Origin of the sequence: uncultured Ruegeria sp., from assembly GCF_947504215.1 — a bacterium.
Taxonomy (GTDB): Bacteria; Pseudomonadota; Alphaproteobacteria; order Rhodobacterales; family Rhodobacteraceae; genus Ruegeria.
Genome location: NZ_CANNGO010000001.1, coordinates 576,708 through 601,136, shown reverse-complemented (window position 1 = coordinate 601,136; position 24,429 = coordinate 576,708). Strand labels below are relative to the sequence as shown.

Genomic DNA, 24,429 nt, shown 5'->3' with positions numbered 1-24,429 from the left:
CGGCATGGCCGGCGCGACCCCCTCCTCGGATAAACCACATATCCCAGTTTTGCTGCGCCCCTTGCTGGCTGCGGTGGCCCCTGTTTCAGGCATCTGGTTGGATGGTACTTTTGGTGCTGGGGGCTACACCCGCGGATTGCTTGAAGCTGGCGCGGATAAGGTCATTGGTGTGGATCGCGATCCGCTGGCTTTTGAAATGGTTGCCGATTGGGCCGGGGACTATGGCGACCGTCTGGTGATGCAGCAAGGTGTGTTTTCGCGCATGGATGAATATGCCCATGATCTGGACGGCATCGTTCTGGATCTTGGGGTCTCTTCCATGCAGCTGGATCAGGCCGAGCGCGGGTTCTCCTTCATGAAAGACGGTCCGCTGGATATGCGCATGAGCCAGGATGGAGACAGCGCTACCGATCTGGTCAATACTGCGACCGAGGCGCAGCTGGCCGACATTCTGTTTCACTATGGCGAAGAACGCGCCAGCCGTCGCATCGCCAGAGCCATCGTAAAAGCGCGTGCTGAGGAGCCGATCACAACAACCTTGCGATTGGTCGGGATCATCGAGTCCTGCCTGCCGCGCCCAAAACCCGGGCAATCACACCCAGCAACACGCAGCTTCCAAGGCCTGCGCATCGCAGTAAACGCAGAATATGAAGAGCTGTTTCAAGGCCTAATGGCGGCTGAACGGGCGTTGAAACTCGGCGGGCAACTGGCCGTTGTCACCTTCCATTCCATCGAGGATCGGATGGTGAAACGGTTCTTTCAGTCGCGCGCGGGCAAAACAGGCCGGGCCAATCGTTATGCGCCTGAAATGAAAGAAGAACAGCCGCAGTTTCACCTGAAAACCCGTAAGGCCGTTGGTCCGGATGATCAGGAATTGCAGGACAATCCACGCGCGCGTTCGGCCAAGCTGCGCGTTGCAGTGCGCACGGATGCCCCTGCGGGGGAAATCGATGCCCGCGCTATCGGCATGCCGCAACTTGGGGGAAGGGCAAGATGAAGGGTTTTTTGTATGTGTTGACTGCTCTGGCGGTGTTCGGATTGGCATTATGGGCCTATCAGGAAAACTACCGTACCCAGCAGGTGTTGAAAGAAACCCAAGGGTTGCAGCGACAAATCGGCACCGCACAGGTGCGGCTAGCCGTGCTGAACGCAGAATGGGCCTACCTGAACCGCCCTGATCGGCTGCGAGAACTGGCGGATCTGAATTTCGAACGCCTTGGTCTGCTGCCGCTGCGTTCTGAACAGTTCGGGCGGGCCGATCAGATCACCTATGCCGAAGACCCGGATCTGCCGATTGTTGATCCGATCGAGCTGCAGGCAATCACCGACATTCAGGCCCTTGGCGAGGTGCAGTTCCCATGACCCGCACGCCACTCCGCCCGTTGGCCCGCGTTCTGGATGCCCGCGCCCGTGGCGAAAACCCCAAGGCGATTGAACGGGAAAACATCCGCCAGCGCCACGAAGATATGAAGGACCGGGCACGCGCCCGGGCCGAAGGGCGCCTGCTTGTACTTGGGCTGTTCTTTTTCTGCGCCTTTTCCGTTGTGGGCGTGCGCATGGGCATGCTTGCCACATCCGAGGCCCAGGAACCGCTGGCCAGTGCGCCCGGTGCCGCAATTGCCATGCAGCGGGCCAATATTGTCGACCGTGAAGGGCGCATCCTGGCGACCAATCTCGACACCTACTCGGTTTATGCTCAACCGCCTTTGATGATCGATCCGAACGCGGCAGCCGACCAGCTTGTCGCGATCTTCCCAGATCTGGAGAAAGAGCGCCTGATCAAGGACTTCACTGGCAACCGCAAGTTCATCTGGATCAAAAAGCGGATCTCGCCCGAACAGAAGCAGGCGGTACATGACATCGGCGATCCGGGCATCTTGTTCGGCCCGCGCGAGATGCGCCTGTATCCCAATGGCCGTCTTGCGGCACATATACTAGGTGGTTCCGGGTTTGGGCGCGAAGGCGTCAGCGCGGCCGAAGTCATCGGCGTGGCCGGGGTCGAGAAAAAGTTCGACGACTATTTGCGTGACCCGGCCAACGGCAACAAACCCCTGCAACTGTCGCTGGACCTGACCATTCAGGCCGCGGTCGAACAAGTGCTGTATGGTGGCATGAAGATCATGAACGCCAAAGGGGCCTCGGCTGTTTTGATGAATGCGCATACGGGCGAGGTCGTTTCGGCTGCGTCGTTGCCCTCCTTTGATCCCAACGACCGTCCGCGCCCGCCAACCTCGGGCTTTGATCCGTCGGACAGCCCCTTGTTCAACCGCTATGTGCAGGGTGTTTACGAGCTTGGGTCAGTCTTCAAAATCTTCACAGCAGCGCAGGCGGTGCAACTGGGCCTGGTGAATTCGAACACGATCATCGACACTTCGGGCCCGATGAAAATTGGCCGGTTTCCGATTGGTGAGTTTAACGGCAAGAACTACGGCAAAATCAGCGTGGCTGATGTGATCGTGCACAGCTCTAACCGGGGCACTGGTCGCCTAGCCTTGCAGATCGGCGCGCAGCGGCAGCAGGCCTTCCTGGAAACGCTTGGTATGTTCGAACCTACGCCGTTCGAAATTGTCGAAGCCGCAGGTGGCGAACCCCTTAAGCCCAAGAAATGGGGCGAACTGAGCACCGTGACCATCTCCTACGGCCATGGGTTGTCGACCAGCCCAATGCATTTGGCAGCAGGATATGCGGCCATCGCCAATGGCGGCCACTATGTAAGCCCGACAATTTTGCGCAAAAATGGCCCGCAATATGGGCCGCGAGTGATGTCGCAGGACACGGCCCGTCAGGCGCAGAAGATGCTTCGCAAGGTCGTCACGGAAGGGACAGCAAGTTTTGGCGATGTGTCGGGGTATTACGTTGCAGGCAAAACCGGCACTGCCGACAAACCGAAACCCCGCGGTGGGTATTATGACGATAAGGTCATTGCCACCTTTGCCACGATGTTCCCGTCTTACGATCCGAAATACGTTCTGATCGTCACACTGGACGAACCGTCCATCGTGGCCTACGGCGAAAAGCGCCGAACGGCAGGCTGGACTGCAGTTCCTGTCGCCGCCGAATTGATCGGTCGGATCGCACCGCTTTTGGGCTTGCGTCCCCGGCTTGAGCCTGAAGCCGGCGCTGCTATAACCCTGACCTCGAACTAGGTTGTTGGACAGAAGGTGGGTTATGGGCGATCAGTCAAAGAAACTTAGCCAGCTGGCCCTGACTGCGCGGGGGGGTGCGAACCCGTCGATCACCGGGCTGGCCGTCGATAGCCGCGAGGTCAAGGATGGTTACCTGTTCGCGGCCCTTCCGGGCACACGGGTTCATGGCGGAGAGTTCATTCAATATGCGTTGCGTATGGGCGCAGCTGCGATCTTGACCGATGCCGAGGGCGCCGAAATCGCCGCGACTGATCTGTCGGCCTCGGATGTGGCCCTGATCGTGACCGAAGACCCCCGGCAGGCCTTGGCCGGATGTGCCGCGCTGTGGTACGGGGCGCAACCGCAGACCATTGTGGCCGTCACCGGCACCAACGGTAAGACATCCGTCGCAACATTCGTGCGTCAAATTTGGACCGAGCTGGGCCATGCTGCCGTCAATCTTGGCACAACCGGGGTGGAAGGAGCTTGGACCGCACCGCTGGCCCACACAACGCCCGAGCCGATCACTCTGCATCGATGTTTGGCTGAAGCGACCCATAATGGTGTAACCCACGCCGCGATGGAAGCGTCTTCCCACGGTCTTGAACAACGCCGCCTTGACGGCGTGCAGTTGGCCGCAGCCGGGTTTTCGAATTTCACGCAGGACCATCTGGACTATCACGAAACGTTCGAGGCGTATTTCGACGCCAAGGCGGGTTTGTTTGATCGGGTTCTGCCACAGGACGGTGTCGCAGTTATCAATCTGAGTGACCCGAAAGGCGGGCAGGTGCGGCGGATCGCCGAAGCGCGCGGCCAATCGGTGCTGTCGGTTGGGCTTGGACAGGCAGACCTGTGTCTGATGAACCAGCGTTTTGACGCGACAGGACAAGATCTGCGGTTTTCCTGGCAAGGCAAAACCTTCCTGACTCGTCTGAACCTGATCGGTGGGTTTCAGGCTGAAAACATACTGCTCGCTTGCGGGTTGGTGATTGCAGCCGGGGATGACCCGGAGCGCGTGTTCGAAACGTTACCGCATCTGACAACTGTGCGAGGCCGCATGCAACTGGCCGCAACCCGCGAAAATGGCGCGGCCATCTTTGTTGACTATGCCCACACACCGGACGCGGTTGCGACGGCACTGAAAGCCTTGCGTCCGCATGTGATAGGGCGTCTGATCGCCATTGTTGGCGCGGGGGGGGACCGTGATGCAACCAAACGCCCCTTGATGGGCAGTGCTGCGACAAATCACGCCGACATCGTCTTTGTCACCGATGACAACCCGCGCAGCGAAGATCCGGCCACAATTCGCGCTGCGGTGATGGACGGAGCCCCAGGAGCCACTGAAGTGGCTGATCGGGCCGAAGCCATCCTGCGTGGCATTGACGCCCTGCAACCGGGCGACGCGTTGTTGATTGCGGGTAAAGGGCATGAAACGGGCCAGATTGTCGGCGATCAGGTTCTGCCGTTCGATGATGTCGAACAGGCCAGTATCTCGGTCGCAGCATTGGATGGGAGGGTCGCATGACCCTTTGGACTGCAGGCGAGGCCGCCGGCGCAACCGCAGGGCGCGCCACCACCGATTGGGTGGCAAACGGTGTGTCCATCGATACGCGCACGCTGCGGCCTGGTGATCTTTTCGTGGCCCTCAAGGCGGCACGTGACGGGCATGATTTTGTTGCACAGGCGCTTGAAAAAGGCGCAGGCGCTGCGCTGGTCTCGCGTATTCCAGAAGGTGTCTCTGAAGATGCGTCCTTGTTGATCGTGAAAGACGTGCAGGCCGGGCTAGAGGCATTGGGACAGGCTGCCCGGGCCAGAACAGCGGCAAAAGTTATCGGGGTAACCGGCAGTGTCGGCAAAACCTCGACCAAGGAAATGTTGGCTGCGATTCTATCGACACAAGGCCGCACGCATGCCAGCGTTGCCAGCTACAACAACCACTGGGGTGTTCCTCTGACACTGGCCCGGATGCCCCGGCAGACCGAGTATGCCGTGATCGAAATCGGCATGAACCATCCGGGTGAAATCTCGCCTCTGGCGCGACAAGCCCGCCCTCATGTCGCGCTGGTCACAACGGTTGCCGCCGTGCATCTGGAGGCGTTTGACTCGGTTGCTGGTATTGCTCATGAAAAAGCAGCGATCTTCGACGGATTGACCGCAGGCGGCACCGCTGTCGTCAATGCAGATATCGAACATGCTGATATTCTGCGCCAACACGCGCAGGCGCTGGGTGCGAAAACAGTCGATTTCGGCCGTGCAGCCCGAGATTTTGTTTTGACGGATGTCGAGCAATTATCAGACTCGATTCACGCTGTGGCGACACTAGGCGGAAAAACTTTTGCCTATGACGTGGCGTCGGCGGGCACGCATTTTGCGATGAATGCCCTCGGCGCTTTGGCTGCTTGCCGTGAATTGGGTGTCGGTATTGATCGGGCCATCGCTGGTCTGAAACTCTGGTCACCGGTGCAAGGGCGCGGGGTGCGCGAGATCATCGCACTGCCTAAAGGCGGGCAAATCGAAGTGCTGGATGATAGCTATAACGCCAACCCCACATCGCTGGTAGCGGCCCTTGATGTTCTTGCCGCGGTTCAAGGCACACGACGGATCGCTTTTCTGGGCGATATGAAAGAGTTGGGCCCAGAAGAACAGGCGATGCATGCCGACGTGGCAGGCGTGGGCGCCATGGCGCATATTGATCAGGTACATTGCATCGGCCCGTTGATGCAGGCCCTGTATCAGGCGTTGCCGGAAGGTCGGCGCGGGCTGTGGTTTGAAACCAGCGATGAGATGGCGGCGCATCTGCCGGACGTGATCCGGCCCGGCGATGCGGTTCTGGCCAAAGGGTCTCTCAGCATGGCATTGGCACGGATTGTTGACGGTTTGCGGAAAATGGGGCAAGGGGGCGCGCCTGATGTGTAACCCACCCGTGAAACGCGTTTGAGAAAGGTCTTATAATGCTCTATTGGCTGACCGCCCTGTCGGACGGGGGAGATTTTTTTAACCTCTTCCGCTACATCACATTCCGCGCAGGCGGCGCTTTCCTGACTGCACTGATATTCGGGTTTCTGTTTGGCAAACCACTGATTAACGTGCTGCGCAAGAAGCAGGGCAAAGGTCAGCCAATCCGTGACGACGGGCCCGAGGGCCATTTGTCCAAAGCTGGAACGCCGACCATGGGTGGATTGCTGATCGTGGGCGCGCTTTTGACATCCACCCTGATCTGGGCCCGGTGGGACAACCCTTATGTCTGGATGGTGCTGTTTGTAACGCTGGCGTATGCGGCAATTGGCTTTGCTGATGACTATGCAAAAGTGTCCAAGCAGAATTCCAAAGGTGTTTCTGGCAAAATGAGGCTTGCTTTGGGGGTCATCATCGCGGTGCTGGCCGCAGGGTGGGCATCCCTGAACCATCCCGATGCGTTGCAAAACCAGCTGGCCCTGCCGGTGTTCAAAGATACACTGATCAACCTTGGTGTCCTTTACATTCCGTTCGCAATCATCGTGATCGTTGGCGCTGCGAATGCGGTGAATTTGACAGACGGTTTAGACGGGCTGGCCATCATGCCGGTGATGATTGCGGCCTCGACCCTTGGGATCATCGCCTATGCCGTTGGACGGGTGGACTTCACTGAATACCTGGATGTGCACTATGTGCCAGGCACGGGCGAGATCCTTATCTTTACCTCGGCCCTGTTTGGTGCGGGTCTTGGCTTCCTTTGGTATAACGCTCCTCCAGCAGCTGTCTTCATGGGCGACACCGGGTCTTTGGCTTTGGGCGGTGCGCTGGGTGCCATTGCCGTCGCGACCAAACACGAGCTGGTTCTTGCGGTAGTTGGCGGCCTGTTTGTGGTCGAAGCGCTGAGTGTGATCATCCAGGTGCTTTACTTCAAGCGTACTGGCAAACGGGTTTTTCTGATGGCGCCAATCCACCACCACTATGAGAAAAAGGGCTGGGCGGAACCTACGATTGTCATCCGTTTCTGGATCATCTCACTTATCCTGGCGATGATTGGTCTGGCGACCCTCAAAGTCAGGTAATGCTCCCGCCGGGTTCGACGGGCCTGCGGCCTGCCTTGCACATGTTGGGCCCGGCTCGCGCTGCCGCACGAGCCTGATGCCGCCCTTGCCAATGGCAATTTCTTCGGTGCAGTGTGGCGGCCAATTCAAGATTGAAGTGAAGGTAGGGCAGTATGATCCCGGTCAAAGGGTTTTCAGGACAAAAGGTGGCTGTTCTGGGGCTGGGCCGTTCGGGTCTGGCGGCGGCACGCGCCCTTCTTGCAGGTGGAGCCACGCCCATCTGCTGGGACGATAATCCGACCACGCTTGATATGGCCGAGCAGGAAGGATTTACCTGCGCCGATCTGTTGCGCCATGGCGCCTTCGACGATGTTGCTACGCTGGTGGTCTCGCCAGGTATTCCGCATCTTTACCCAAAGCCAAACCCGGTTGTAGCCGCAGCGCTTGAAGCCGGTGTTCCGGTGGACAACGACATCGGCCTGTTCTTCCGGTCTTTCGCGGATCAGGATTGGGGCAAGTTCGAAACTCCACCACGGGTGATTGCGGTTACTGGGTCAAACGGCAAGTCCACGACGGCCGCACTGATCCACCATATCCTGACCGAGGCCGGACGAGATGCGCAATTGGCCGGTAATATCGGGCGTGGGGTGCTTGATATCGAACCAGGTGGTGATGGCTCGGTCGTTGTGCTGGAACTCAGCAGCTATCAGACTGAGCTGGCCCGCGCGCTGACGCCGGATGTGGCGGTGTTTACCAACCTCTCACCAGATCATCTGGACAGGCATGGCGGCATCGGCGGGTACTTTGCAGCCAAGCGGCGCCTGTTCGCGGAAGGTGGCCCGGATCGCGCCGTCATTGGCGTGGACGAGGCCGAAGGCGCATTTCTGGCAGGCCAGTTGGCCGAAGGCCCGACCGATGACCGGGTGATCCGCGTTTCGGTTGCGCGCAAGCTTACAGGGCCGGGATGGCAGGTTTTTGCTCGTAAAGGTTTCCTGTCGGAATACCGTAAGGGGCGTCAGGCCGGTTCGATCGATTTGCGCGCCATCAAGGGCCTGCCCGGTGCGCATAACCACCAGAACGCCTGTGCAGCCTATGCTGCCTGCAGGTCGCTGGGTCTGGCACCACGGGTGATCGAAGATGCGTTGCACAGCTATCCGGGTCTGCCGCATCGCAGCCAGATCATCGCCGAAGCCGATGGTGTGACCTATGTCAACGACTCCAAGGCGACCAATGTGGACAGCGCTATCAAAGCGCTAAGTGCCTTCAAAAAGATTCGCTGGATTTGCGGCGGGTTAGAGAAAGAGGGCGGTATCGTGGCCCTGAACGGGGCCACTAAAGACGTTCTCAGGGCCTATGTCATCGGGCGTGAGGCGGCAAATTTTGCCATGCAGTTGGACATTGACGCACAGGTCTGCACGACCATGGAGGCGGCCGTTGCGCAAGCAGTGGCAGACAGCCATCCGGGGGAGACTATATTGCTCGCCCCGGCCGCTGCCAGTTTTGACCAGTATGACAATTTCGAACAGCGCGGAGACGATTTCGCGGAACAGGTCAAAAGCCAACTGGAAGACTAGCTCATTTGCAATTGACCGCCGTTTCGGACAGAGTCCGAGGTGATTGGCTTGACGCCATTTAAGAATTTGTTTTGTTTCTCGATAGCTCAACACGAGGTCATGAATATGCCAAACCGTAAATCTCTTATGATTGTTCCCGCTTTGATGCTGGCTGGTGCCTGCGCGAATACCGGGGCTAGCTATCAGCCGGTTATCGATGGGCCGATTGGGCCGAACTACAGCAACGATCTGGCGCAATGCCAGCAATTGGCTGCATCGCAGGCAACTATTGACGGTAGCACTGCCGGGAACGCAGCTATCGGTGCGGCAGGTGCGGCCGCAGTCACAGGGATTGTTCAGGACAGCAGCGACAATCTGGGTCGTGCTGCTGTTGCAGGTGCTTTGTTGGGGGCGAGTGCTGATGCCATCGGCAAGAACCAGAACAAGGAAGTCATTGTGCGGAATTGCATGCGTGGTCGTGGCTACAACGTAGTCGGTTAATCACCAGCAATCGCGGTTCCGGCGGCGTGGCCCGAGGACCACGCCCACTGGAAATTGTAGCCGCCCAACCATCCGGTGACATCCACCGCTTCGCCAATTGCATAGAGGCCGGGGATTTCCTTGGCCTCCATCGTTTTTGACGACAAATCATCCGTATCTATCCCGCCCAAGGTCACCTCGGCAGTGCGATACCCTTCGGTGCCCGAGGGCACGAGGTGCCAATCGGAAAGCGCTTTCGTCAGTTCAGCCAGTTTCGTGTCTGACTGATCGGCTAGCTTGCCGGACACCAGAAGCTGTTGGCCAAGGTAGTCCACAAGTCGCCCTGGCAGATGCCGCGCCAACTCGGTGCTCAGGTCCTTGCGCCCGGACGCCTGTCTTTGGTCGCGCAGAAGGTCGTACAAAGGCAGATCGGGGATCAGGTTGACCCGGATCGCCTCGCCTTCGCGCCAATAGGATGACAATTGCAGCACCGAAGGGCCGCTGAGGCCACGATGAGTGAACAGCAGGGCCTCGTCAAAGCTTGTCCGGTCATTGGACAGTCGAGCTGGCAGGGACACCCCCGACAAATCCTTGAATTTACCGTCCGAGAATGTGAACGGCACCAAACCCGCGCGGGTGTTGGTCAGACGCAACCCAAACTGCTGCGCTATGTCATAGGCCAGTCCCGTGGCACCCATCTTGGGGATCGACTTGCCGCCCGTCGCCAGCACCAGATTGTTACAGGTTAGGCTGTGCCTTTGCCCTTCGCGTTCGACCTCCAAGGCAAACCCGGCGTCGGACTTGCGGAGGAAACGCAGTGAAGTCTGCACCCAAAGCTCGGCACCCGCGCGCTCCATCTCAGTCAGCAGCATCGCGATGATCTGCTTGGAGGAGCCGTCGCAGAACAACTGGCCCAACGTCTTTTCATGCCATGCTACGTCGTGCCGGTTTACCAGATCGATGAAATCCCACTGGGTATATCGCGCCAGCGCCGATTTGCAGAAATGGGGGTTCTGCGACAGAAAGTTATCGGGGGCCGCATACATGTTGGTAAAGTTGCAGCGCCCACCGCCCGAGATGCGAATTTTCTCACCCGGGGCCTTCGCGTGATCGATCACCAGAACGCGCCCTCCGCAATGGGCCGCGCACATCATACCGGCTGCACCGGCCCCAAGGATGATCGTGTCATAGGTCATATCCAGCGCATGGCGTGGATCGTTGAGGAAGGCAAGAGGTTGCCTGTCGGGATTGCGTTTGCCGGGCTGCCTGCACTCAGGTAGATTCAAGCAAATTGTTCAAGCTCCGATACGAACCCCGAAACATAGGAACATCGCCCATGTCACAGACCATCACGAAGGGGATCAAAGCCCTGCTTGCCGAGGCAAATGCCGTCGTTACGACTATCTCGATCGAGCAAGCCAAAGGTTTGATTGACAGCGAAGAGCATGTTCTGGTCGATTTGCGCGATATTCGCGAGTTGAAACGCGCGGGTAAGATACCCGGCGCTTTTTCATGTCCACGTGGCATGCTGGAATTCTGGATCGACCCGGAAAGTCCTTATCATAGAGACATCTTCGATCAGGACAAAACATATGTCTTCTATTGTGCCAGCGCGTGGCGGTCGGCGCTCAGCGCCAAGACGGCAATGGAAATGGGTCTGGCCCCGGTCGCACATATCGCAGGTGGGTTCAGCGCCTGGGTTAAGGCAGATGGCCCTGTCGAGGATGTCGACTAGCGCAATTCGACAAAGCGTCTGGCGGCACAAAACCCGCCCCGGCAAGGTTCCGCACGCCGCCAATTGTTTTCCGCCGCGACCCGTCATTCCACTGGCCCAAACGCGAATTTCCCTGTAGACTCTCAATCAGATCCCGAAAAACGGGACGTTGTTGAGGCAGATAGTGGCGGTATCTCATGACTGAGATGGTGTATGGCGCGGTCCAGGACCAGCGCGGCGAACCGATTCTACCAAAGTGGTGGCGGACGATTGATCGTTGGACGATGTCCTGCGTACTGATCCTGTTTGTGATCGGGCTGTTGTTGGGGCTGGCCTCATCGCCACCGCTGGCAGGTCGCAACGGGTTTGATCCCTTTCACTATGTAGAGCGACAGGCATTGTTCGGCGGGTTGGCCTTGGTTTCTATGTTGTTGACCTCGATGATGTCGCCGACGCTTGTACGACGTCTGGCGGTACTGGGCTTTCTGGCTTCATTCGTGGCGCTGGCCTTCCTGCCCATCTTCGGCACTGATTTCGGCAAAGGTGCCGTGCGTTGGTATTCGCTGGGCTTTGCCTCGCTACAACCCTCGGAATTCCTGAAACCCGGTTTCGTCGTTGTGGCCGCATGGTTGTTGGCAGCGTCCCAGCAAATCAATGGCCCACCGGGGCGGATCTGGTCGTTCGCCTTGTGCATGGCCATTGTTGGCATGCTGGTGATGCAGCCTGACTTCGGTCAGGCCTGTCTAATCCTATTCGGCTGGGGTGTGATGTACTTCGTCGCCGGTGCGCCGATGCTGCTGCTGGTCGGCATGGCCGGGGTCGTTGTTCTGGGCGGCATGTTTGCCTATTCCAATTCCGACCACTTCGCCCGCCGCATTGATGGCTTTCTGAATCAAGAGGTCGACCCGACCACCCAGCTTGGCTATGCCACCAACGCCATCCGCGAAGGCGGGCTATTTGGCGTTGGCGTTGGCGAAGGACAGGTGAAATGGTCGCTGCCCGATGCCCACACAGACTTCATCATTGCTGTCGCGGCCGAGGAATACGGCCTGATCCTTGTGCTGATCATCATCGCTCTGTATTCGATCATCGTGGTGCGTTCGCTTTTGCGCCTGATGCGTGAGCGTGACATGTTCATCCGCCTGGCGGGCACTGGTCTAGCCTGTATGTTCGGCGTTCAGGCGATGATCAACATGGGCGTTGCCGTGCGCCTGCTGCCCGCAAAGGGCATGACCTTGCCGTTTGTCAGCTATGGTGGCTCGTCGCTGATTGCCGGCGGCATCGCAGTTGGCATGTTGCTGGCCTTCACCCGAACCCGCCCACAGGGCGAACTTGGCGATATTCTGCGCGGACGAGGCTGATGGGCAAACCCTACCTATTGATTGCGGCTGGCGGCACCGGGGGCCACATGTTCCCTGCGCAGGCACTGGCCGAGGCAATGTTGTATAAAGGCTGGCGCGTGCGTCTCTCCACCGACGCGCGCGGCGCGCGATATACCAGTGGTTTCCCGCATTCGACCGAAATTGTCGAAGCATCCTCCGCCACGTTCGCGCGCGGCGGGTTGGCTGCCAAGGTGCTGGCCGGGCCCAAGATTGCAGGCGGTGTTACCTCCATGGCATTTGGCATGATGCGCGATAAGCCGGATGTGGTCGTGGGCTTTGGAGGATACCCGTCGATCCCGGCACTCAGCGCCGCAACCCTGCTGAAAATTCCCCGCATGATCCACGAACAGAACGGTGTTCTGGGGCGCGTGAACCAGCTGTTCGCAACCCGGGTTGCGCATGTAGCCTGTGGTGTGTGGCCCACGGATCTGCCCGAAGACTCGAACGGTATTCACACCGGAAATCCTGTCCGCGCCGCTGTGCTGGACCGCGCGGCCGCGCCCTACATTCCACCGGGGGACTACCCGATGTCGGTCTTGGTGATGGGCGGCTCTCAGGGGGCTCGTATCCTCAGCGATGTTGTGCCGGGGGCGATTGCAGCTTTGCCCGAAGATCTGCGCCGCTATGTTCGGGTTGCCCATCAGGCCCGCGACGAGGATGGAGAGCGTGTCACTGCATTCTACGCCGATCACGGCATCCTGGCCGATGTGCAACCGTTCTTTCAGGATGTCCCCCGCCGGATGTCCGAAGCGCAGCTGGTCGTCTCCCGCTCGGGCGCATCCAGCGTCGCTGATATCTCGGTCATCGGACGCCCGTCGATACTGATCCCCTTTGCCGCGGCGGCAGGCGACCACCAGACAGCCAATGCACGCGGACTGGTTCAGGCGGGCGGGGCGATCATGATCCCCGAAAACATGCTTGACGTTTCTTCGCTAACCGAACAAATGACCACGGTTTTGACCAACCCCGAAGCCGCACAGAAAATGGCCCATGCCGCCTTGTCAGTCGGGGCACCGGACGCAACCGAGCGTCTGGTGGCCCTTGTCGAACAACTGGCGCAGAAGGAGACCACATGAACCCAGCAACCAAACTGCCGCAGGATGTAGGTCCGATCCACTTTGTCGGGATCGGTGGGATCGGGATGTCAGGCATTGCCGAGGTACTGTTGAACCTGGGTTATCGGGTGCAGGGGTCCGATCTGAAGGCCTCTAAAATCACTGATCGTCTGGCTGGTCTGGGTGCTGAGATCTTTGTCGGTCAAAAAGCCGAAAACCTTGAAGGCGCTGCGGTCATCGTTACTTCCACCGCGATCAAACCCGGCAACCCGGAACTTGACGAGGCGCGGGCTCAAGGCTTGCCGGTCGTGCGCCGCGCAGACATGCTTGCCGAGCTCATGCGCCTGCGCTCCAACATCGCCATTGCCGGGACCCATGGCAAAACCACCACAACAACGATGATGGCCGAGCTGATGGTTGCAGGTGATTTCGACCCGACCGTGATCAATGGCGGTATCATCCACGCCTATGGCTCTAACGCACGGATGGGGCAGGGCGAGTGGATGGTGGTCGAGGCGGACGAAAGCGACGGTTCCTTCAACCGCTTGCCCGCGACCATCGCAATCGTCACCAATATCGACCCCGAACATATGGAGCATTGGGGCGATTTCGATCAATTGCGCGATGGTTTTTACGAGTTCGTCTCAAACCTGCCCTTCTATGGCCTTGCAGTTTGCTGCACCGATCATACCGAAGTTCAGGCGCTGGTTGGCCGTATCACCGACCGTCGGGTGCGCACCTATGGCTTCAACGCGCAGGCTGATGTGCGCGCCGAGAACCTGACTTACAAGGGCGGCGTCGCGCATTTCGACATCCACCTGCAATACGAAGACAAGGTTATCGAAGGCTGCACTCTACCGATGCCCGGCGATCACAACGTCTCGAATGCGTTGTCCGCCGTGGCTGTCGCCCGCCATCTGGGTATGAAGGCGGTAGAAATCCGTGATGCGCTTGCTAATTTCGGCGGCGTCAATCGCCGCTTCACCAAGGTGGGTGAGGTCGAAGGCGTCACCATCATCGACGATTACGGCCACCACCCGGTTGAAATTGCCGCCGTTTTGAAAGCCGCCCGCCAGGCTACCGAAGGCCGTGTCGTTGCGGTTCATCAGCCGCACCGCTATTCCCGCCTGTCCAACCTGTTCGACGATTTCTGCACTTGCTTCAATGACGCTGACGTCGTCGCCATCGCCGAGGTTTTCGCCGCTGGCGAAGACCCGATTGAAGGGGCCAGCCGCGACGATCTGGTCGAAGGGTTGATCCGCCACGGTCACCGTCATGCCCGTGCGATCCTGAATGAAGAAGACCTTGAACGCCTCGTGCGCGAACAGACCCGTCCCGGTGATATGGTTGTTTGCCTGGGCGCAGGGACGATCAGCGCCTGGGCTAACGGTTTGCCCGAGAGATTGCAAAGAAAACAAGCTGTTTGACGTCCATGTTGATTTGGCGCACAACCATAAAGTGTGATACGATGCTCGCTGATACCGCGCGTCCTTGGAGGGGCGAATGGACTATTCGATGATCTTTGCCGCCCTCTGGGTGATCTGCGCCACAATCGTGGCGCTGTTGCCGATGCGGCTGCAATTTCCGCCGGGCATCATCCTGTTGATCTGCGCGCCAGCGCTTATCATCTGGCTAGGCTATGACCACGGCTGGTTCTGGTCGGTTCTCGCCTCCGGCGGGTTCATCTCGATGTTCCGCAATCCCATCCGATTTTACTGGTGCAAATGGACAGGCCGAGAGGTGACAGAATGATCTGGTCTCTCGCCCTTGCCGCGCTCTGGGGGCTTGCGGCCAATATTCTGGCGATGATCCCTAGCAAAGACAATCACTGGGCTCGTGCCTATTTCCTAATCGCGGTAGGCATTCCGATTGTAGGTTACGTGACTTACGAGAACGGCCCGTGGATTGGGCTGCTGGTCCTCGCCGCAGGAATGTCGGTGTTGCGCTGGCCTGTGATCTATCTTGGGCGGTGGTTGCGCGGTCTGATGTAAGGGCGTTCCTCTTTGTTTGATTCGATCTTCGTAATCATGGCCCCAATTTTCTTTGGCTTTATTGGCTGGTTTTTGACCTTTGCCTACGCGGCTCTCCACAGAAAGCTTCGACTGGCATATACCGCTTCCATCTTGTGGTTTGTTCTTTTGGGTCTAGCGCTGTATTGGCGCTCGATTGAGACCTACGACATTACCCTCGCAGTGATAGCGTACGTTATCTGGATACATTTGTGGTACGGAGTGGTCGCGATAAAGGATGGAGTATTGGGGCATGGTGGCGGAAACGCTCACGGAGCTGAACCTTAAAAGCCTACGTGGCAAACTCGCAAATGGTCGCCTGTTGTCCGACCTCACATGGCTCCGCGTTGGCGGTCCAGCGGACTATTTGTTCCAGCCGGCGGATATCGAAGATCTGCAAACCTTTCTGGGCGATCTGCCAGCAGATGTCGCGATCTTCCCTATGGGCGTCGGATCGAACCTGATCGTCCGAGACGGTGGGCTCCGTGCCGTGGTAATTCGGCTCGGGCGCGGGTTCAACGGGATCTCGGTCGAAGGCAACACCGTCACTGCGGGCGCAGCAGCGTTGGATGCTCACGTGGCGCGCAAGGCGGCGGATGCGGGCGTTGACTTGACCTTTCTGCGCACCATCCCCGGTTCAATCGGCGGCGCGGTACGGATGAATGCCGGGTGCTATGGCAGCTATACGGCAGATGTGTTGCGCAAAGCCACGATCGTGACCCGGCAGGGCGAGATTTTGGATCTCACGCCTGAAGAGCTAAATTTTCGATATCGCCAGTCTGATTTACCGGACGGTGCGGTGTTGGTTTCGGCCCAATTCGAGGGCCCTACAGGCACTCCCGCTGATCTGCATGCGCGTATGGACGCCCAACTGAAGAAGCGTGACGAGACGCAACCCACCAAGGATCGCAGCGCCGGATCGACCTTCCGAAACCCTGCGGGCTTCTCGTCCACTGGCCGCACTGATGATGTGCATGACCTCAAGGCGTGGAAAGTGATTGATGACGCAGGCATGCGCGGCGCCACGAGGGGCGGCGCACAGATGAGTGAGAAGCATTCGAATTTCCTGATCAACACCGGAGACGCCACCGCCGCAGACCTCGAAGGGCTGGGCGAAGAGGTGCGAAAAAAGGTTTACGAAACAAGCGGTATCACGCTAGAGTGGGAAATCATGCGGGTCGGTGATCCGCTGACAGAATAAAGCCCAAACCGTCAGACCAATAACAGGCAATTTAAGGCGACGGATCAAAGGCATAAACGCAGTACGGACCACCAGATAAGGTCCGGGGACATTGAGGCGCACGAACGTGGGTATGTCGAGCAGGACAAGCCCCAAAGTGGCGGTATTGATGGGCGGCCCCTCGGCTGAACGCGAGGTGTCTCTCAGCAGCGGGCGCGAATGCGCAACCGCCCTCAGGGGAGAAGGTATTGAAGTGGTCGAGCTGGACGCAGGTCCCGACCTCTATGCGCGCCTTTTGGACATCAAGCCGGATGTTGTTTTCAACGCCCTGCATGGCCGTTGGGGCGAAGACGGCTGTGTGCAGGGCCTGCTGGAATGGATGCGCATCCCTTACACGCACTCTGGTGTTTTGGCTTCAGCTTTGGCGATGGACAAGCAGCGCAGCAAAGAGGCGTTTCGCATCGCGGGGCTGCCCATTGCCGACAGTGTGATCCTGCCCAAGACCGAGGTGGTGGCCAAGCACACAATGCCAGCACCTTATGTGGTCAAGCCCAACAACGAGGGGTCCAGCGTCGGCATCTATCTGGTGTTTGAGGGCGCAAATGGCCCTCCGAAACTGTCAGATGACATGCCCGATCAGGTGATGGTCGAACAATACATCGCAGGCCGCGAGTTGACCGTGACCGTGATGGGCGACCGCGCCCTGACGGTGACCGAGATCATGACCGACGGCTGGTACGACTATGACGCCAAGTACAAACCCGGCGGATCATGGCATGTTCTGCCCGCCGAAGTTCCATCCGAGATTTTTGACATGTGCATGGAGTACGCTTTGCGCGCCCACACTCTGTTGGGATGCCGGGGTGTTAGCCGTACCGATTTTCGTTGGGATGACAGTCAGGGTACGGACGGGTTGTTCTTGTTGGAAACCAACACCCAGCCCGGGATGACGCCAACCTCGCTGGTGCCGGAACAGGGCGCGCATTGTGGCCTAACGTTCGGCCAGCTCTGCGCCTGGATGGTGGAGGACGCCTCATGCGACCGCTGATCGCCACCCGCGCACCCGTGATCCACCGCGCCAAACCATTGGCCGGGCCGGATGCAGATTTTGAGTCCGCTGGATCAGAGGACAGCGATGTTCAACCTGTCCTGCGGCTTCGCGGGGCCAAGGTCTTTGCGCGAACCGCACGACGCAGTGACCCTGCGCCGTCGCGGCTCAGCTATCGGTTCCAGCGCTGGATGCTGACGCCGGGTATTCGCCTTGGCGTCAAGCTGGGCGTTCCGATCTGCGCCATTGCCGCAGCAGCTGGTCTGTATTTTGCCTCTGAAGATCGGCGCGAAGCCGTTAGCGCTTATATCGCCGACATTCGCACCTCGATTCAGGAGAGACCGGAATTCATGGTCAATCTCATGGCGATTGATGGCGCCGGAACCGGGTTGGCCGACGATATTCGCGAGATCGTTCCGTTGGATTTCCCGATTAGCTCCTGGGATCTGGATGTCGAGCAGATGCGTGACACCATCACTGGTCTGGACCCGGTGAAATCCGCGACGGTGCGCATTCGCCCCGGCGGTATTCTGCAGGTTGATGTCATTGAACGGCAGCCCGTTATCGTCTGGCGCACCCGGGACGGTGTCGAGTTGCTGGACGAAACCGGCGTGCACGTGGATCAGGCCGTTTCGCGGAAGGATCACGTGGATCTGCCGTTGGTTGCTGGAACTGGTGCAGATCAGCACGTGTCCGAGGCGCTGCAGATTTTTACCACCGCCCGCAGCCTCGGCGATCGGGTTCGCGGATTGGTTCGCGTCGGTGAGCGGCGTTGGGATTTGGTGCTCGACCGCGGGCAGCGCATCATGCTGCCCGTCGAGCGCCCGGTGCGTGCGTTGGAGCGCGTGCTGGCGGTGAACGAAGTGCAGGATCTTCTGGAGCGAGACGTGGCCGTGGTGGACATGCGCCTTGGGCAGCGTCCGACAATCAGAATGACAAAAGCTGCCAGCGAAGACTGGTGGAATACAAAAGTGACAGTGGGTAACGGGCAGTAACGACCATGATGACCGATCTATATCAGTCTCAACGCGCCATGCGGCAGATGCGTAGACAAGCCATGCAAAGGGGCGTCGTCGCCATTCTGGATGTCGGAAGTTCCAAGATTAGCTGCCTTGTGCTGCGGTTCGACGGATCCGGGCGTCTCAGCGAGGATAACACCATCGGGTCCATGGCGGGTCAGACCGGGTTCCGCGTTGTCGGGGCAGCCACAACACGCTCACGCGGCGTGCAATTTGGCGAAGTCACGGCCATGCAGGAAACCGAGCGGGCCATTCGCACGGCGCTGCAGGCAGCACAGAAAATGGCCGATATCCGCGTTGATCATGTGATCGCCTGTTTCTCGGGCGCCAACCCTAGGTCTTATGGGCTGGATGCACAGGTCGATCTGGAAGGCCAGCTTGTGACCGAGGCCGAAGTAGGCCGCGTTCTGAACGCCTGCGATGTGCCCGACTACGGAGCAGGGCGCGAAGTGTTGCATGCCCAGCCGGTGAACTTTGCGCTCGACAACCGCTCGGGCCTGATTGATCCGCGCGGTCAGCTCGGGCAATCGCTGGCCGTCGATATGCACATGCTGACCGTTGATGCTGTGGCAATTCAGAACATCGTGCGCTGTATCAAACGCTGCGATCTAGAGCTCGCTGGTATTGCAAATTCGGCTTATGTGTCGGGCATCTCTTCGCTTGTTGAAGATGAACAGGAACTGGGCGCGGCTTGTATCGATATGGGTGGTGGCACGACCAGCGTATCGATCTTCATGAAAAAGCACATGATCTATGCCGATTGCGTGCGCATGGGCGGAGATCACGTGACGTCGGATATTTCCATGGGGCTGGGCGTGCCCGCGTCTGTGGCCGAACGGATCAAGACATTTAATGGTGGCGTCCATGCGACCGGCGCGGATGATCGCGATATGATCGATATCGGTGGCGACACTGGAGACTGGGAACATGATCGCCGCACCGTCAGCCGCGCTGAACTGATCGGGATTATGCGCCCTAGGGTCGAAGAAATCCTTGAAGAGGTACGTGTACGTCTGGACGCGGCCGGGTTCGAACATATGCCAAGCCAGCAGATTGTGCTGACCGGCGGTGGCAGTCAGATCATGGGGCTGGACGGCCTTGCGACGCGGATCCTGGGCCAGCGTGTGCGCCTGGGCCGTCCGCTGCGCGTCCACGGGCTGCCGCAATCGGCTACCGGGCCGGGTTTTTCCTCGGCGGTCGGACTCAGCCTGTTTGCTGCGCATCCGCAGGACGAATGGTGGGACTTCGAAATTCCGGTCGACACGGACGCGGCACGCCCCTTCAAACGGGCCGTCCGGTGGTTTCGTGACAATTGGTAAAACACTGCGCTGGTTCGGTCTTGGGGCAGTGCTGCTGCCCGGCTGGGCTGCGGCCCAAACCATCATCACGCCCGAGGCATTTCTGGATGCCGCAATTGGGAAAACGTTAAAATTCTATGAAATCCGAAGCGGCGACCTGGTAGGAACCGAACAGTTTCTAAGCCGCACAACATCGGTCTGGCGGCAAGAGGGCGAGGGGTGCGTTTATGGTCAGATCACCACGCCCAACGGTCAGATCTGCTTTCTGTACGACAATGATCCGGATGGTCTGCCTGTATGTTGGTGGCCGTTTATGCATAAAGACCGCCTGTTGGTGCGGCTTGCTTCATTCTCGGACGGTGAAATTCAGGAAGTGCGCAGCATCACCACGAACAGTTTGAACTGTCCAGGTGCTCCGATCAGCTAAAGAAACGGGTTGCAGCGACCGGATTTATCCCTAAAGATATCCACAAGGCCCGCAAGAGGCCCCGCGGCAGGACCATGAGCAGTTTTCCGCATGTACCGATACGATCCACTAACCCGTGACGCACCTTAAATGCGGCGCGAATGACGCTTGTCTTGTTGTGATTTGCCTGTGGTCCCCAATATCTGGCGTTGGATGCGAAATACCGCCGTTCAGCGCCTTATTTCCTCCATATTTTGTGGAATCACGCAATTTTTGACGTGACCTTTTCGTATTGGAGCGATAGAATCATGGGCAGATAGGCAAGAAAAACACCGCTTTGGCGGAACATAAAAACAGGCGGACAGAGCATGACATTGAATCTTTCGATGCCCGGGCACGATGAACTGAAGCCTCGGATCACAGTATTTGGCGTTGGCGGCGCCGGCGGCAATGCCGTTAACAACATGATTGAAAAGCAACTAGATGGGGTCGACTTTGTTGTCGCTAACACCGACGCTCAGGCGTTGCAGCAAAGCCATTCATCGGCGCGCGTGCAACTGGGCGTAAAGGTCACCGAAGGTTTGGGTGCTGGGGCACGGCCGACCGTAGGGGCTGCTGCCGCCGAAGAAAGCATCGAACAGATCGTTGATCACCTGGCGGGTGCGCATATGTGCTTTATCACCGCCGGCATGGGTGGCGGTACCGGAACCGGGGCCGCTCCGATTATTGCGCAGGCCGCACGCGAGCTTGGTGTACTGACTGTTGGTGTCGTGACCAAACCCTTCCAGTTCGAAGGGGCCAAGCGTATGCGACAGGCCGAAGACGGCGTTGAATCGCTGCAACGGGTTGTTGACACGCTGATCATCATTCCAAACCAGAACCTGTTCCGCCTGGCTAATGAAAAGACCACGTTCACCGAGGCGTTCTCGATGGCCGACGACGTTCTGTATCAGGGTGTCAAAGGCGTCACCGACCTGATGGTGCGTCCGGGCCTGATCAACCTCGACTTTGCCGACGTCCGTGCGGTGATGGACGAGATGGGCAAAGCCATGATGGGCACCGGCGAAGCAACCGGCGAAGATCGCGCGGTTCAGGCGGCTGAGAAGGCCATTGCCAACCCGCTGCTCGATGAAATCAGCCTCAAAGGCGCCAAGGGCGTGCTGATCAACATCACCGGCTCGCACGATCTGACGTTGTTCGAACTGGACGAAGCGGCCAACCGCATCCGCGAAGAAGTTGACCCCGAGGCGAACATCATCGTCGGCTCGACGCTGGACACCGCAATGGAAGGTGGCATGCGCGTATCGGTTGTTGCCACTGGCATCGACGCCACTGAAAAGCAGGAAGATATCCCGGTTGCACGCCGCTCGATGTCCGCACCACTGACCCGTACGGTTTCAGCGGAAGAGCACATGCCCGAGGAAACGCCTGTTGCAGCCGAAGTGGCCGAGCCAGCTCCGCAGCCAGAAGAAATCCGCGAGCCTTCTCTGTTTGAAGCAGCCGAAGAGCCTGCCCCGACGCAGTTTCATGCACGGGACGAGCGGGATGATGACGGTCTGCCGCCTCCGGCCTACCAGCCGCGTGTGGCCGAATTTGAACCGCAGCCCGATCCCGTTGAGCAGGCACCAGAAACCTTTGTTGCTCCGCGTGGACAAGCCGCTGGCACCCCCTCACCCGAAGCACTTCAGCGCCTGCAGGCGGCCGTTCAAAACGTGCCGTCAGCCAAGCAGCGCATGACCGCTTCGCGGCCTCAGGAGGCGGCGCAGCAACCGCAGCCCGAGACCGAAGAACGCCCCCGCTTTGGCTTCAATCGGTTGATTGACCGGATGACCGGCCATGCGGCAGATACTCCGGCACAGGCCCCGCAGCCGGTGCGTCAACAGCCTGCAATGCGTCAGGCTGACGCTACGGCACCTATCCATGATGAGGCCGACCCGGAACAGGAACGGATCGAAATTCCGGCCTTCCTGCGCCGCCAAGCCAACTGATGGCGGTAACAAATTGAGTGTAAAGGGTCGCCTACTGGCGGCCCTTTTTACTTTATTACCAAAGTATTATAGGTGGGTAAGCAGGGTTTTGCCGATCTGTTACATACATGTTTCATTCGGTTACAAAGAGTGAGTTGAGCCTTGACGCGTGCTTCCTTAACTGGGGATGCAACACAGCCCTAGCAGGCTGGACACCACTCTTTGAGGCACCATTTGCAACATACGCTCAAATCTCCGGTCACGTTCCAAGGCGTCGGACTGCATGGCGGTCAGCCTGCCAAGATGGTCCTGAAACCGGCAGCTGCCGGTCACGGCATTTGGTTCAAGCGGACGGATATCGAGCTGGGCAATGCCCTCATCCCTGCGATCTATGACGTGGTCGAGCGGACGCCACTTTGCACCCGCCTGGTGAATGACGCTGGTGTGTCGGTGTCTACCGTTGAACATATCATGGCGGCTCTGGCCGGATGTGGCGTGCACAATGCACTGATCGAGATCGATGGGCCCGAGGTTCCGATTATGGACGGGTCGTCCATCGATTTCGTGCGCGGCATTGTGGCAAAGGGTGTGCGCCGTCAAGCCAGCCCGGTTCTGGCCTACGAAGTTGTAAAACCAGTGACTGCTTCGCGTGAAGGCGCCAGCGCCACGATTGTGCCCGCAGACGGGCTGATCATCGACTTCCACATCGATTTCGAAGACGACGCCATCGGCAGCCAGACCAAAACTCTGGACATGCGCAACGGGTCGTTTGCCCGCGAGCTTAGTGACTGTCGGACGTTCTGCCGTCGTACAGATGTCGAAGCCATGCGTGAAAACGGTCTCGCACTTGGCGGTACGTTGGAAAACGCGGTTGTTGTGCAAGGTAACGAAGTTCTGACCCCGGGCGGCTTTCGCCGCGCAGATGAGGCCGTGCGCCACAAGATGCTGGACGCTCTGGGCGATCTCTATCTTGCGGGTGGTCCGATTCTTGGTCACTTCACCGGTGACAAGTCAGGTCATTCGATGACCAATACTTTGCTGCGCAAACTGTTCGAAACGCCCGGTGCGGTGCGTCCAGTCCTGTGTACCCCCGAACAAGCTGCGCGCTTGCCAGGGCAGGGCCTCGTTCTGAACGAAGTTCCCGAAGTCGCCTGATCTGATCAACTCTGACGACAATTGCGCCAGAGCGTGGATAAGGCGTTTTGCACCGGAATTTTCTGTGCTAGACCATGGCTCAATCCGGGGCGAACCCCGTTAAGTTAAGACGACAAGGATGGGCGGTATGGTTGGCAGCAAAGCGGCAGTCAGGTTCGCAAGCGCGATTCTTCTGGCAGCAACTTTGACGGCATGCGGCAACGCGGGGGGCCTGTTCGGCAACAAAGGCGCGGATCGCAGTCAAAACCTGGAAGGCTATACGCCGGAGCAGATTTACACCCGTGGTGAATACGAACTATCGCAGAGTCGTTCGGACGATGCGGCTTGGTATTTCTCGGAAGTCGAGCGTCTGTATCCTTATTCCGACTGGGCCAAACGTGCGCTGATCATGCAGGCGTTTTCGTTCCACTCGGACAAGAACTATGAAGAAAGCCGTGCGGCCGCGCAGCGTTACATCGACTTCTATCCAACGGATGAAGACGCGGCCTATGCGCAGTATCTTTTGGCGCTCAGCTATTACGACCAGATTGACGAAGTTGGTCGCGATCAGGGTCTGACCTTTCAGGCGTTGCAATCCCTGCGGACAGTGATCGAGGTTTATCCAGACAGCGAATACGCCACGTCGGCCGTGCTGAAATTCGATCTGGCCTTTGACCATCTGGCGGGAAAAGAAATGGAAATCGGGCGCTATTATCTGCGTCAGGATCACTACATCGCGGCCATCAACCGGTTCCGTGTGGTGGTAGAGGATTTTCAGACCACATCGCATACCGCCGAAGCGCTATATCGTCTGGTCGAAGCCTACTTGTCACTTGGTCTGGTGGATGAGGCCCAAACGGCCGGTGCGATCCTCGGCTACAACTACCAGTCTTCGGAGTGGTATGATGACGCCTACAAGCTGCTGACTTCGCGTGGGCTGGATCTCAAGAGCCGTGGCAACAATTGGCTCAGCACGATCTATCGTCAAACCATCAAGGGTGAGTGGTTGTAGTCGTCATGGCTTTTGGCTTGGGACGGTAAAGACC

Annotated in this window: 23 protein-coding genes; 22 read left to right on the top strand and 1 reads right to left on the bottom strand. The window is 58.6% G+C overall.

Features of this window, described 5'->3' with window-relative positions:
- Window positions 1-4: 4 nt before the first annotated feature.
- The 8 genes from rsmH (at window position 5) to Q1B21_RS02895 (ending at window position 9,192) form a co-directional block, all read left to right on the top strand.
- Complete coding sequence (gene rsmH, locus Q1B21_RS02930; RefSeq protein WP_299885675.1) at window positions 5-997, top strand: 16S rRNA (cytosine(1402)-N(4))-methyltransferase RsmH; 993 nt, start codon at window positions 5-7, stop codon at window positions 995-997.
- On the top strand, window positions 994-1,362 hold the full coding sequence (locus tag Q1B21_RS02925; protein WP_120635996.1) for a cell division protein FtsL: 369 nt from the start codon (window positions 994-996) through the stop codon (window positions 1,360-1,362). The genes rsmH and Q1B21_RS02925 overlap by 4 nt, the downstream gene beginning before the upstream one ends.
- On the top strand, window positions 1,359-3,146 hold the full coding sequence (locus Q1B21_RS02920) for a penicillin-binding protein 2 (protein WP_299885673.1): 1,788 nt from the start codon (window positions 1,359-1,361) through the stop codon (window positions 3,144-3,146). The genes Q1B21_RS02925 and Q1B21_RS02920 overlap by 4 nt, the downstream gene beginning before the upstream one ends.
- A gap of 22 nt (window positions 3,147-3,168) precedes the next feature.
- On the top strand, window positions 3,169-4,650 hold the full coding sequence (locus tag Q1B21_RS02915; RefSeq protein WP_299885670.1) for a UDP-N-acetylmuramoyl-L-alanyl-D-glutamate--2,6-diaminopimelate ligase: 1,482 nt from the start codon (window positions 3,169-3,171) through the stop codon (window positions 4,648-4,650).
- Entirely contained in the window at window positions 4,647-6,041 is a 1,395-nt protein-coding gene (gene murF / locus Q1B21_RS02910; RefSeq protein WP_299885668.1) for a UDP-N-acetylmuramoyl-tripeptide--D-alanyl-D-alanine ligase, read from the top strand. The genes Q1B21_RS02915 and murF overlap by 4 nt, the downstream gene beginning before the upstream one ends.
- A gap of 35 nt (window positions 6,042-6,076) precedes the next feature.
- Window positions 6,077-7,159 (top strand): phospho-N-acetylmuramoyl-pentapeptide-transferase, encoded by a 1,083-nt coding sequence (gene mraY / locus Q1B21_RS02905; RefSeq protein WP_298933216.1) that lies wholly within the window; start codon window positions 6,077-6,079, stop codon window positions 7,157-7,159.
- 152 nt (window positions 7,160-7,311) lie between these two features.
- Window positions 7,312-8,712 (top strand): UDP-N-acetylmuramoyl-L-alanine--D-glutamate ligase, encoded by a 1,401-nt coding sequence (gene murD, locus Q1B21_RS02900; RefSeq protein WP_299885665.1) that lies wholly within the window; start codon window positions 7,312-7,314, stop codon window positions 8,710-8,712.
- 105 nt (window positions 8,713-8,817) lie between these two features.
- On the top strand, window positions 8,818-9,192 hold the full coding sequence (locus Q1B21_RS02895) for a glycine zipper family protein (RefSeq protein WP_298933213.1): 375 nt from the start codon (window positions 8,818-8,820) through the stop codon (window positions 9,190-9,192).
- Here the strand turns inward: Q1B21_RS02895 and Q1B21_RS02890 are convergent.
- Window positions 9,189-10,367 carry an NAD(P)/FAD-dependent oxidoreductase gene (locus tag Q1B21_RS02890; protein WP_299886738.1) on the bottom strand — a complete coding sequence of 393 codons (1,179 nt, stop codon included), beginning with the start codon at window positions 10,365-10,367 and terminating at the stop codon, window positions 9,189-9,191. The genes Q1B21_RS02895 and Q1B21_RS02890 overlap by 4 nt on opposite strands.
- A gap of 140 nt (window positions 10,368-10,507) precedes the next feature.
- Here Q1B21_RS02890 and Q1B21_RS02885 point away from each other — a divergent pair, with 140 nt between their 5' ends.
- From Q1B21_RS02885 to Q1B21_RS02820, 14 genes are all read left to right on the top strand, one after another.
- Window positions 10,508-10,906, top strand: coding sequence for a rhodanese-like domain-containing protein (locus Q1B21_RS02885; RefSeq protein ID WP_299885663.1), 399 nt, complete (start codon window positions 10,508-10,510; stop codon window positions 10,904-10,906).
- Between the two features lie 176 nt (window positions 10,907-11,082).
- Window positions 11,083-12,246 carry a putative lipid II flippase FtsW gene (gene ftsW, locus Q1B21_RS02880; RefSeq protein WP_298933207.1) on the top strand — a complete coding sequence of 388 codons (1,164 nt, stop codon included), beginning with the start codon at window positions 11,083-11,085 and terminating at the stop codon, window positions 12,244-12,246.
- Entirely contained in the window at window positions 12,246-13,343 is a 1,098-nt protein-coding gene (locus Q1B21_RS02875) for a UDP-N-acetylglucosamine--N-acetylmuramyl-(pentapeptide) pyrophosphoryl-undecaprenol N-acetylglucosamine transferase (protein WP_299885649.1), read from the top strand. Before ftsW ends, Q1B21_RS02875 begins: the two co-directional genes overlap by 1 nt.
- On the top strand, window positions 13,340-14,749 hold the full coding sequence (murC, locus tag Q1B21_RS02870) for a UDP-N-acetylmuramate--L-alanine ligase (protein ID WP_298933203.1): 1,410 nt from the start codon (window positions 13,340-13,342) through the stop codon (window positions 14,747-14,749). The genes Q1B21_RS02875 and murC overlap by 4 nt, the downstream gene beginning before the upstream one ends.
- Before the next feature lie 76 nt (window positions 14,750-14,825).
- The gene (locus Q1B21_RS02865) at window positions 14,826-15,074 is read left to right on the top strand and encodes a DUF2484 family protein (RefSeq protein ID WP_299885646.1); all 249 of its coding nucleotides are present in this window, start codon (window positions 14,826-14,828) and stop codon (window positions 15,072-15,074) included.
- A complete protein-coding gene (locus tag Q1B21_RS02860; RefSeq protein ID WP_299079804.1) occupies window positions 15,071-15,313 on the top strand; it encodes a DUF2484 family protein in 243 nt (80 codons plus the stop codon). The genes Q1B21_RS02865 and Q1B21_RS02860 overlap by 4 nt, the downstream gene beginning before the upstream one ends.
- 271 nt (window positions 15,314-15,584) lie before the next feature.
- On the top strand, window positions 15,585-16,532 hold the full coding sequence (murB, locus tag Q1B21_RS02855) for a UDP-N-acetylmuramate dehydrogenase (RefSeq protein WP_299885643.1): 948 nt from the start codon (window positions 15,585-15,587) through the stop codon (window positions 16,530-16,532).
- Between the two features lie 112 nt (window positions 16,533-16,644).
- Complete coding sequence (locus Q1B21_RS02850; RefSeq protein WP_299885640.1) at window positions 16,645-17,559, top strand: D-alanine--D-alanine ligase; 915 nt, start codon at window positions 16,645-16,647, stop codon at window positions 17,557-17,559.
- Window positions 17,547-18,554: a cell division protein FtsQ/DivIB gene (locus Q1B21_RS02845; RefSeq protein WP_299885637.1), complete on the top strand. Its 1,008-nt coding sequence runs from the start codon at window positions 17,547-17,549 to the stop codon at window positions 18,552-18,554. The genes Q1B21_RS02850 and Q1B21_RS02845 overlap by 13 nt, the downstream gene beginning before the upstream one ends.
- An 8-nt stretch (window positions 18,555-18,562) precedes the next feature.
- Window positions 18,563-19,897 carry a cell division protein FtsA gene (gene ftsA, locus Q1B21_RS02840; protein WP_298933476.1) on the top strand — a complete coding sequence of 445 codons (1,335 nt, stop codon included), beginning with the start codon at window positions 18,563-18,565 and terminating at the stop codon, window positions 19,895-19,897.
- On the top strand, window positions 19,884-20,303 hold the full coding sequence (locus tag Q1B21_RS02835; RefSeq protein WP_299885634.1) for a hypothetical protein: 420 nt from the start codon (window positions 19,884-19,886) through the stop codon (window positions 20,301-20,303). The genes ftsA and Q1B21_RS02835 overlap by 14 nt, the downstream gene beginning before the upstream one ends.
- 347 nt (window positions 20,304-20,650) lie before the next feature.
- Complete coding sequence (gene ftsZ, locus Q1B21_RS02830; RefSeq protein ID WP_299885630.1) at window positions 20,651-22,270, top strand: cell division protein FtsZ; 1,620 nt, start codon at window positions 20,651-20,653, stop codon at window positions 22,268-22,270.
- Window positions 22,271-22,483: 213 nt separating this feature from the next.
- Complete coding sequence (lpxC, locus tag Q1B21_RS02825; RefSeq protein WP_298933187.1) at window positions 22,484-23,404, top strand: UDP-3-O-acyl-N-acetylglucosamine deacetylase; 921 nt, start codon at window positions 22,484-22,486, stop codon at window positions 23,402-23,404.
- A 127-nt stretch (window positions 23,405-23,531) separates the two neighbouring features.
- Entirely contained in the window at window positions 23,532-24,395 is an 864-nt protein-coding gene (locus Q1B21_RS02820) for an outer membrane protein assembly factor BamD (protein ID WP_298933185.1), read from the top strand.
- The last annotated feature ends 34 nt before the right edge of the window (window positions 24,396-24,429 follow it).

Bases quoted from the DNA above. Each gene is read 5' to 3' on its own strand.
- Q1B21_RS02860 (WP_299079804.1), top strand. From the start codon at position 15,071: ATGATCTGGTCTCTCGCCCTTGCCGCGCTCTGGGGGCTTGCGGCCAAT.
- mraY (WP_298933216.1), top strand. From the start codon at position 6,077: ATGCTCTATTGGCTGACCGCCCTGTCGGACGGGGGAGATTTTTTTAAC.
- Q1B21_RS02920 (WP_299885673.1), top strand. From the start codon at position 1,359: ATGACCCGCACGCCACTCCGCCCGTTGGCCCGCGTTCTGGATGCCCGC.
- Q1B21_RS02885 (WP_299885663.1), top strand. From the start codon at position 10,508: ATGTCACAGACCATCACGAAGGGGATCAAAGCCCTGCTTGCCGAGGCA.
- Q1B21_RS02865 (WP_299885646.1), top strand. From the start codon at position 14,826: ATGGACTATTCGATGATCTTTGCCGCCCTCTGGGTGATCTGCGCCACA.
- Q1B21_RS02925 (WP_120635996.1), top strand. From the start codon at position 994: ATGAAGGGTTTTTTGTATGTGTTGACTGCTCTGGCGGTGTTCGGATTG.
- rsmH (WP_299885675.1), top strand. From the start codon at position 5: ATGGCCGGCGCGACCCCCTCCTCGGATAAACCACATATCCCAGTTTTG.
- Q1B21_RS02895 (WP_298933213.1), top strand. From the start codon at position 8,818: ATGCCAAACCGTAAATCTCTTATGATTGTTCCCGCTTTGATGCTGGCT.
- murD (WP_299885665.1), top strand. From the start codon at position 7,312: ATGATCCCGGTCAAAGGGTTTTCAGGACAAAAGGTGGCTGTTCTGGGG.
- Q1B21_RS02820 (WP_298933185.1), top strand. From the start codon at position 23,532: ATGGTTGGCAGCAAAGCGGCAGTCAGGTTCGCAAGCGCGATTCTTCTG.
- ftsZ (WP_299885630.1), top strand. From the start codon at position 20,651: ATGACATTGAATCTTTCGATGCCCGGGCACGATGAACTGAAGCCTCGG.
- ftsW (WP_298933207.1), top strand. From the start codon at position 11,083: ATGACTGAGATGGTGTATGGCGCGGTCCAGGACCAGCGCGGCGAACCG.
- murB (WP_299885643.1), top strand. From the start codon at position 15,585: ATGGTGGCGGAAACGCTCACGGAGCTGAACCTTAAAAGCCTACGTGGC.
- ftsA (WP_298933476.1), top strand. From the start codon at position 18,563: ATGACCGATCTATATCAGTCTCAACGCGCCATGCGGCAGATGCGTAGA.
- Q1B21_RS02875 (WP_299885649.1), top strand. From the start codon at position 12,246: ATGGGCAAACCCTACCTATTGATTGCGGCTGGCGGCACCGGGGGCCAC.
- Q1B21_RS02890 (WP_299886738.1), bottom strand. From the start codon at position 10,367: ATGACCTATGACACGATCATCCTTGGGGCCGGTGCAGCCGGTATGATG.
- murF (WP_299885668.1), top strand. From the start codon at position 4,647: ATGACCCTTTGGACTGCAGGCGAGGCCGCCGGCGCAACCGCAGGGCGC.
- Q1B21_RS02850 (WP_299885640.1), top strand. From the start codon at position 16,645: ATGTCGAGCAGGACAAGCCCCAAAGTGGCGGTATTGATGGGCGGCCCC.
- Q1B21_RS02845 (WP_299885637.1), top strand. From the start codon at position 17,547: ATGCGACCGCTGATCGCCACCCGCGCACCCGTGATCCACCGCGCCAAA.
- murC (WP_298933203.1), top strand. From the start codon at position 13,340: ATGAACCCAGCAACCAAACTGCCGCAGGATGTAGGTCCGATCCACTTT.
- Q1B21_RS02915 (WP_299885670.1), top strand. From the start codon at position 3,169: ATGGGCGATCAGTCAAAGAAACTTAGCCAGCTGGCCCTGACTGCGCGG.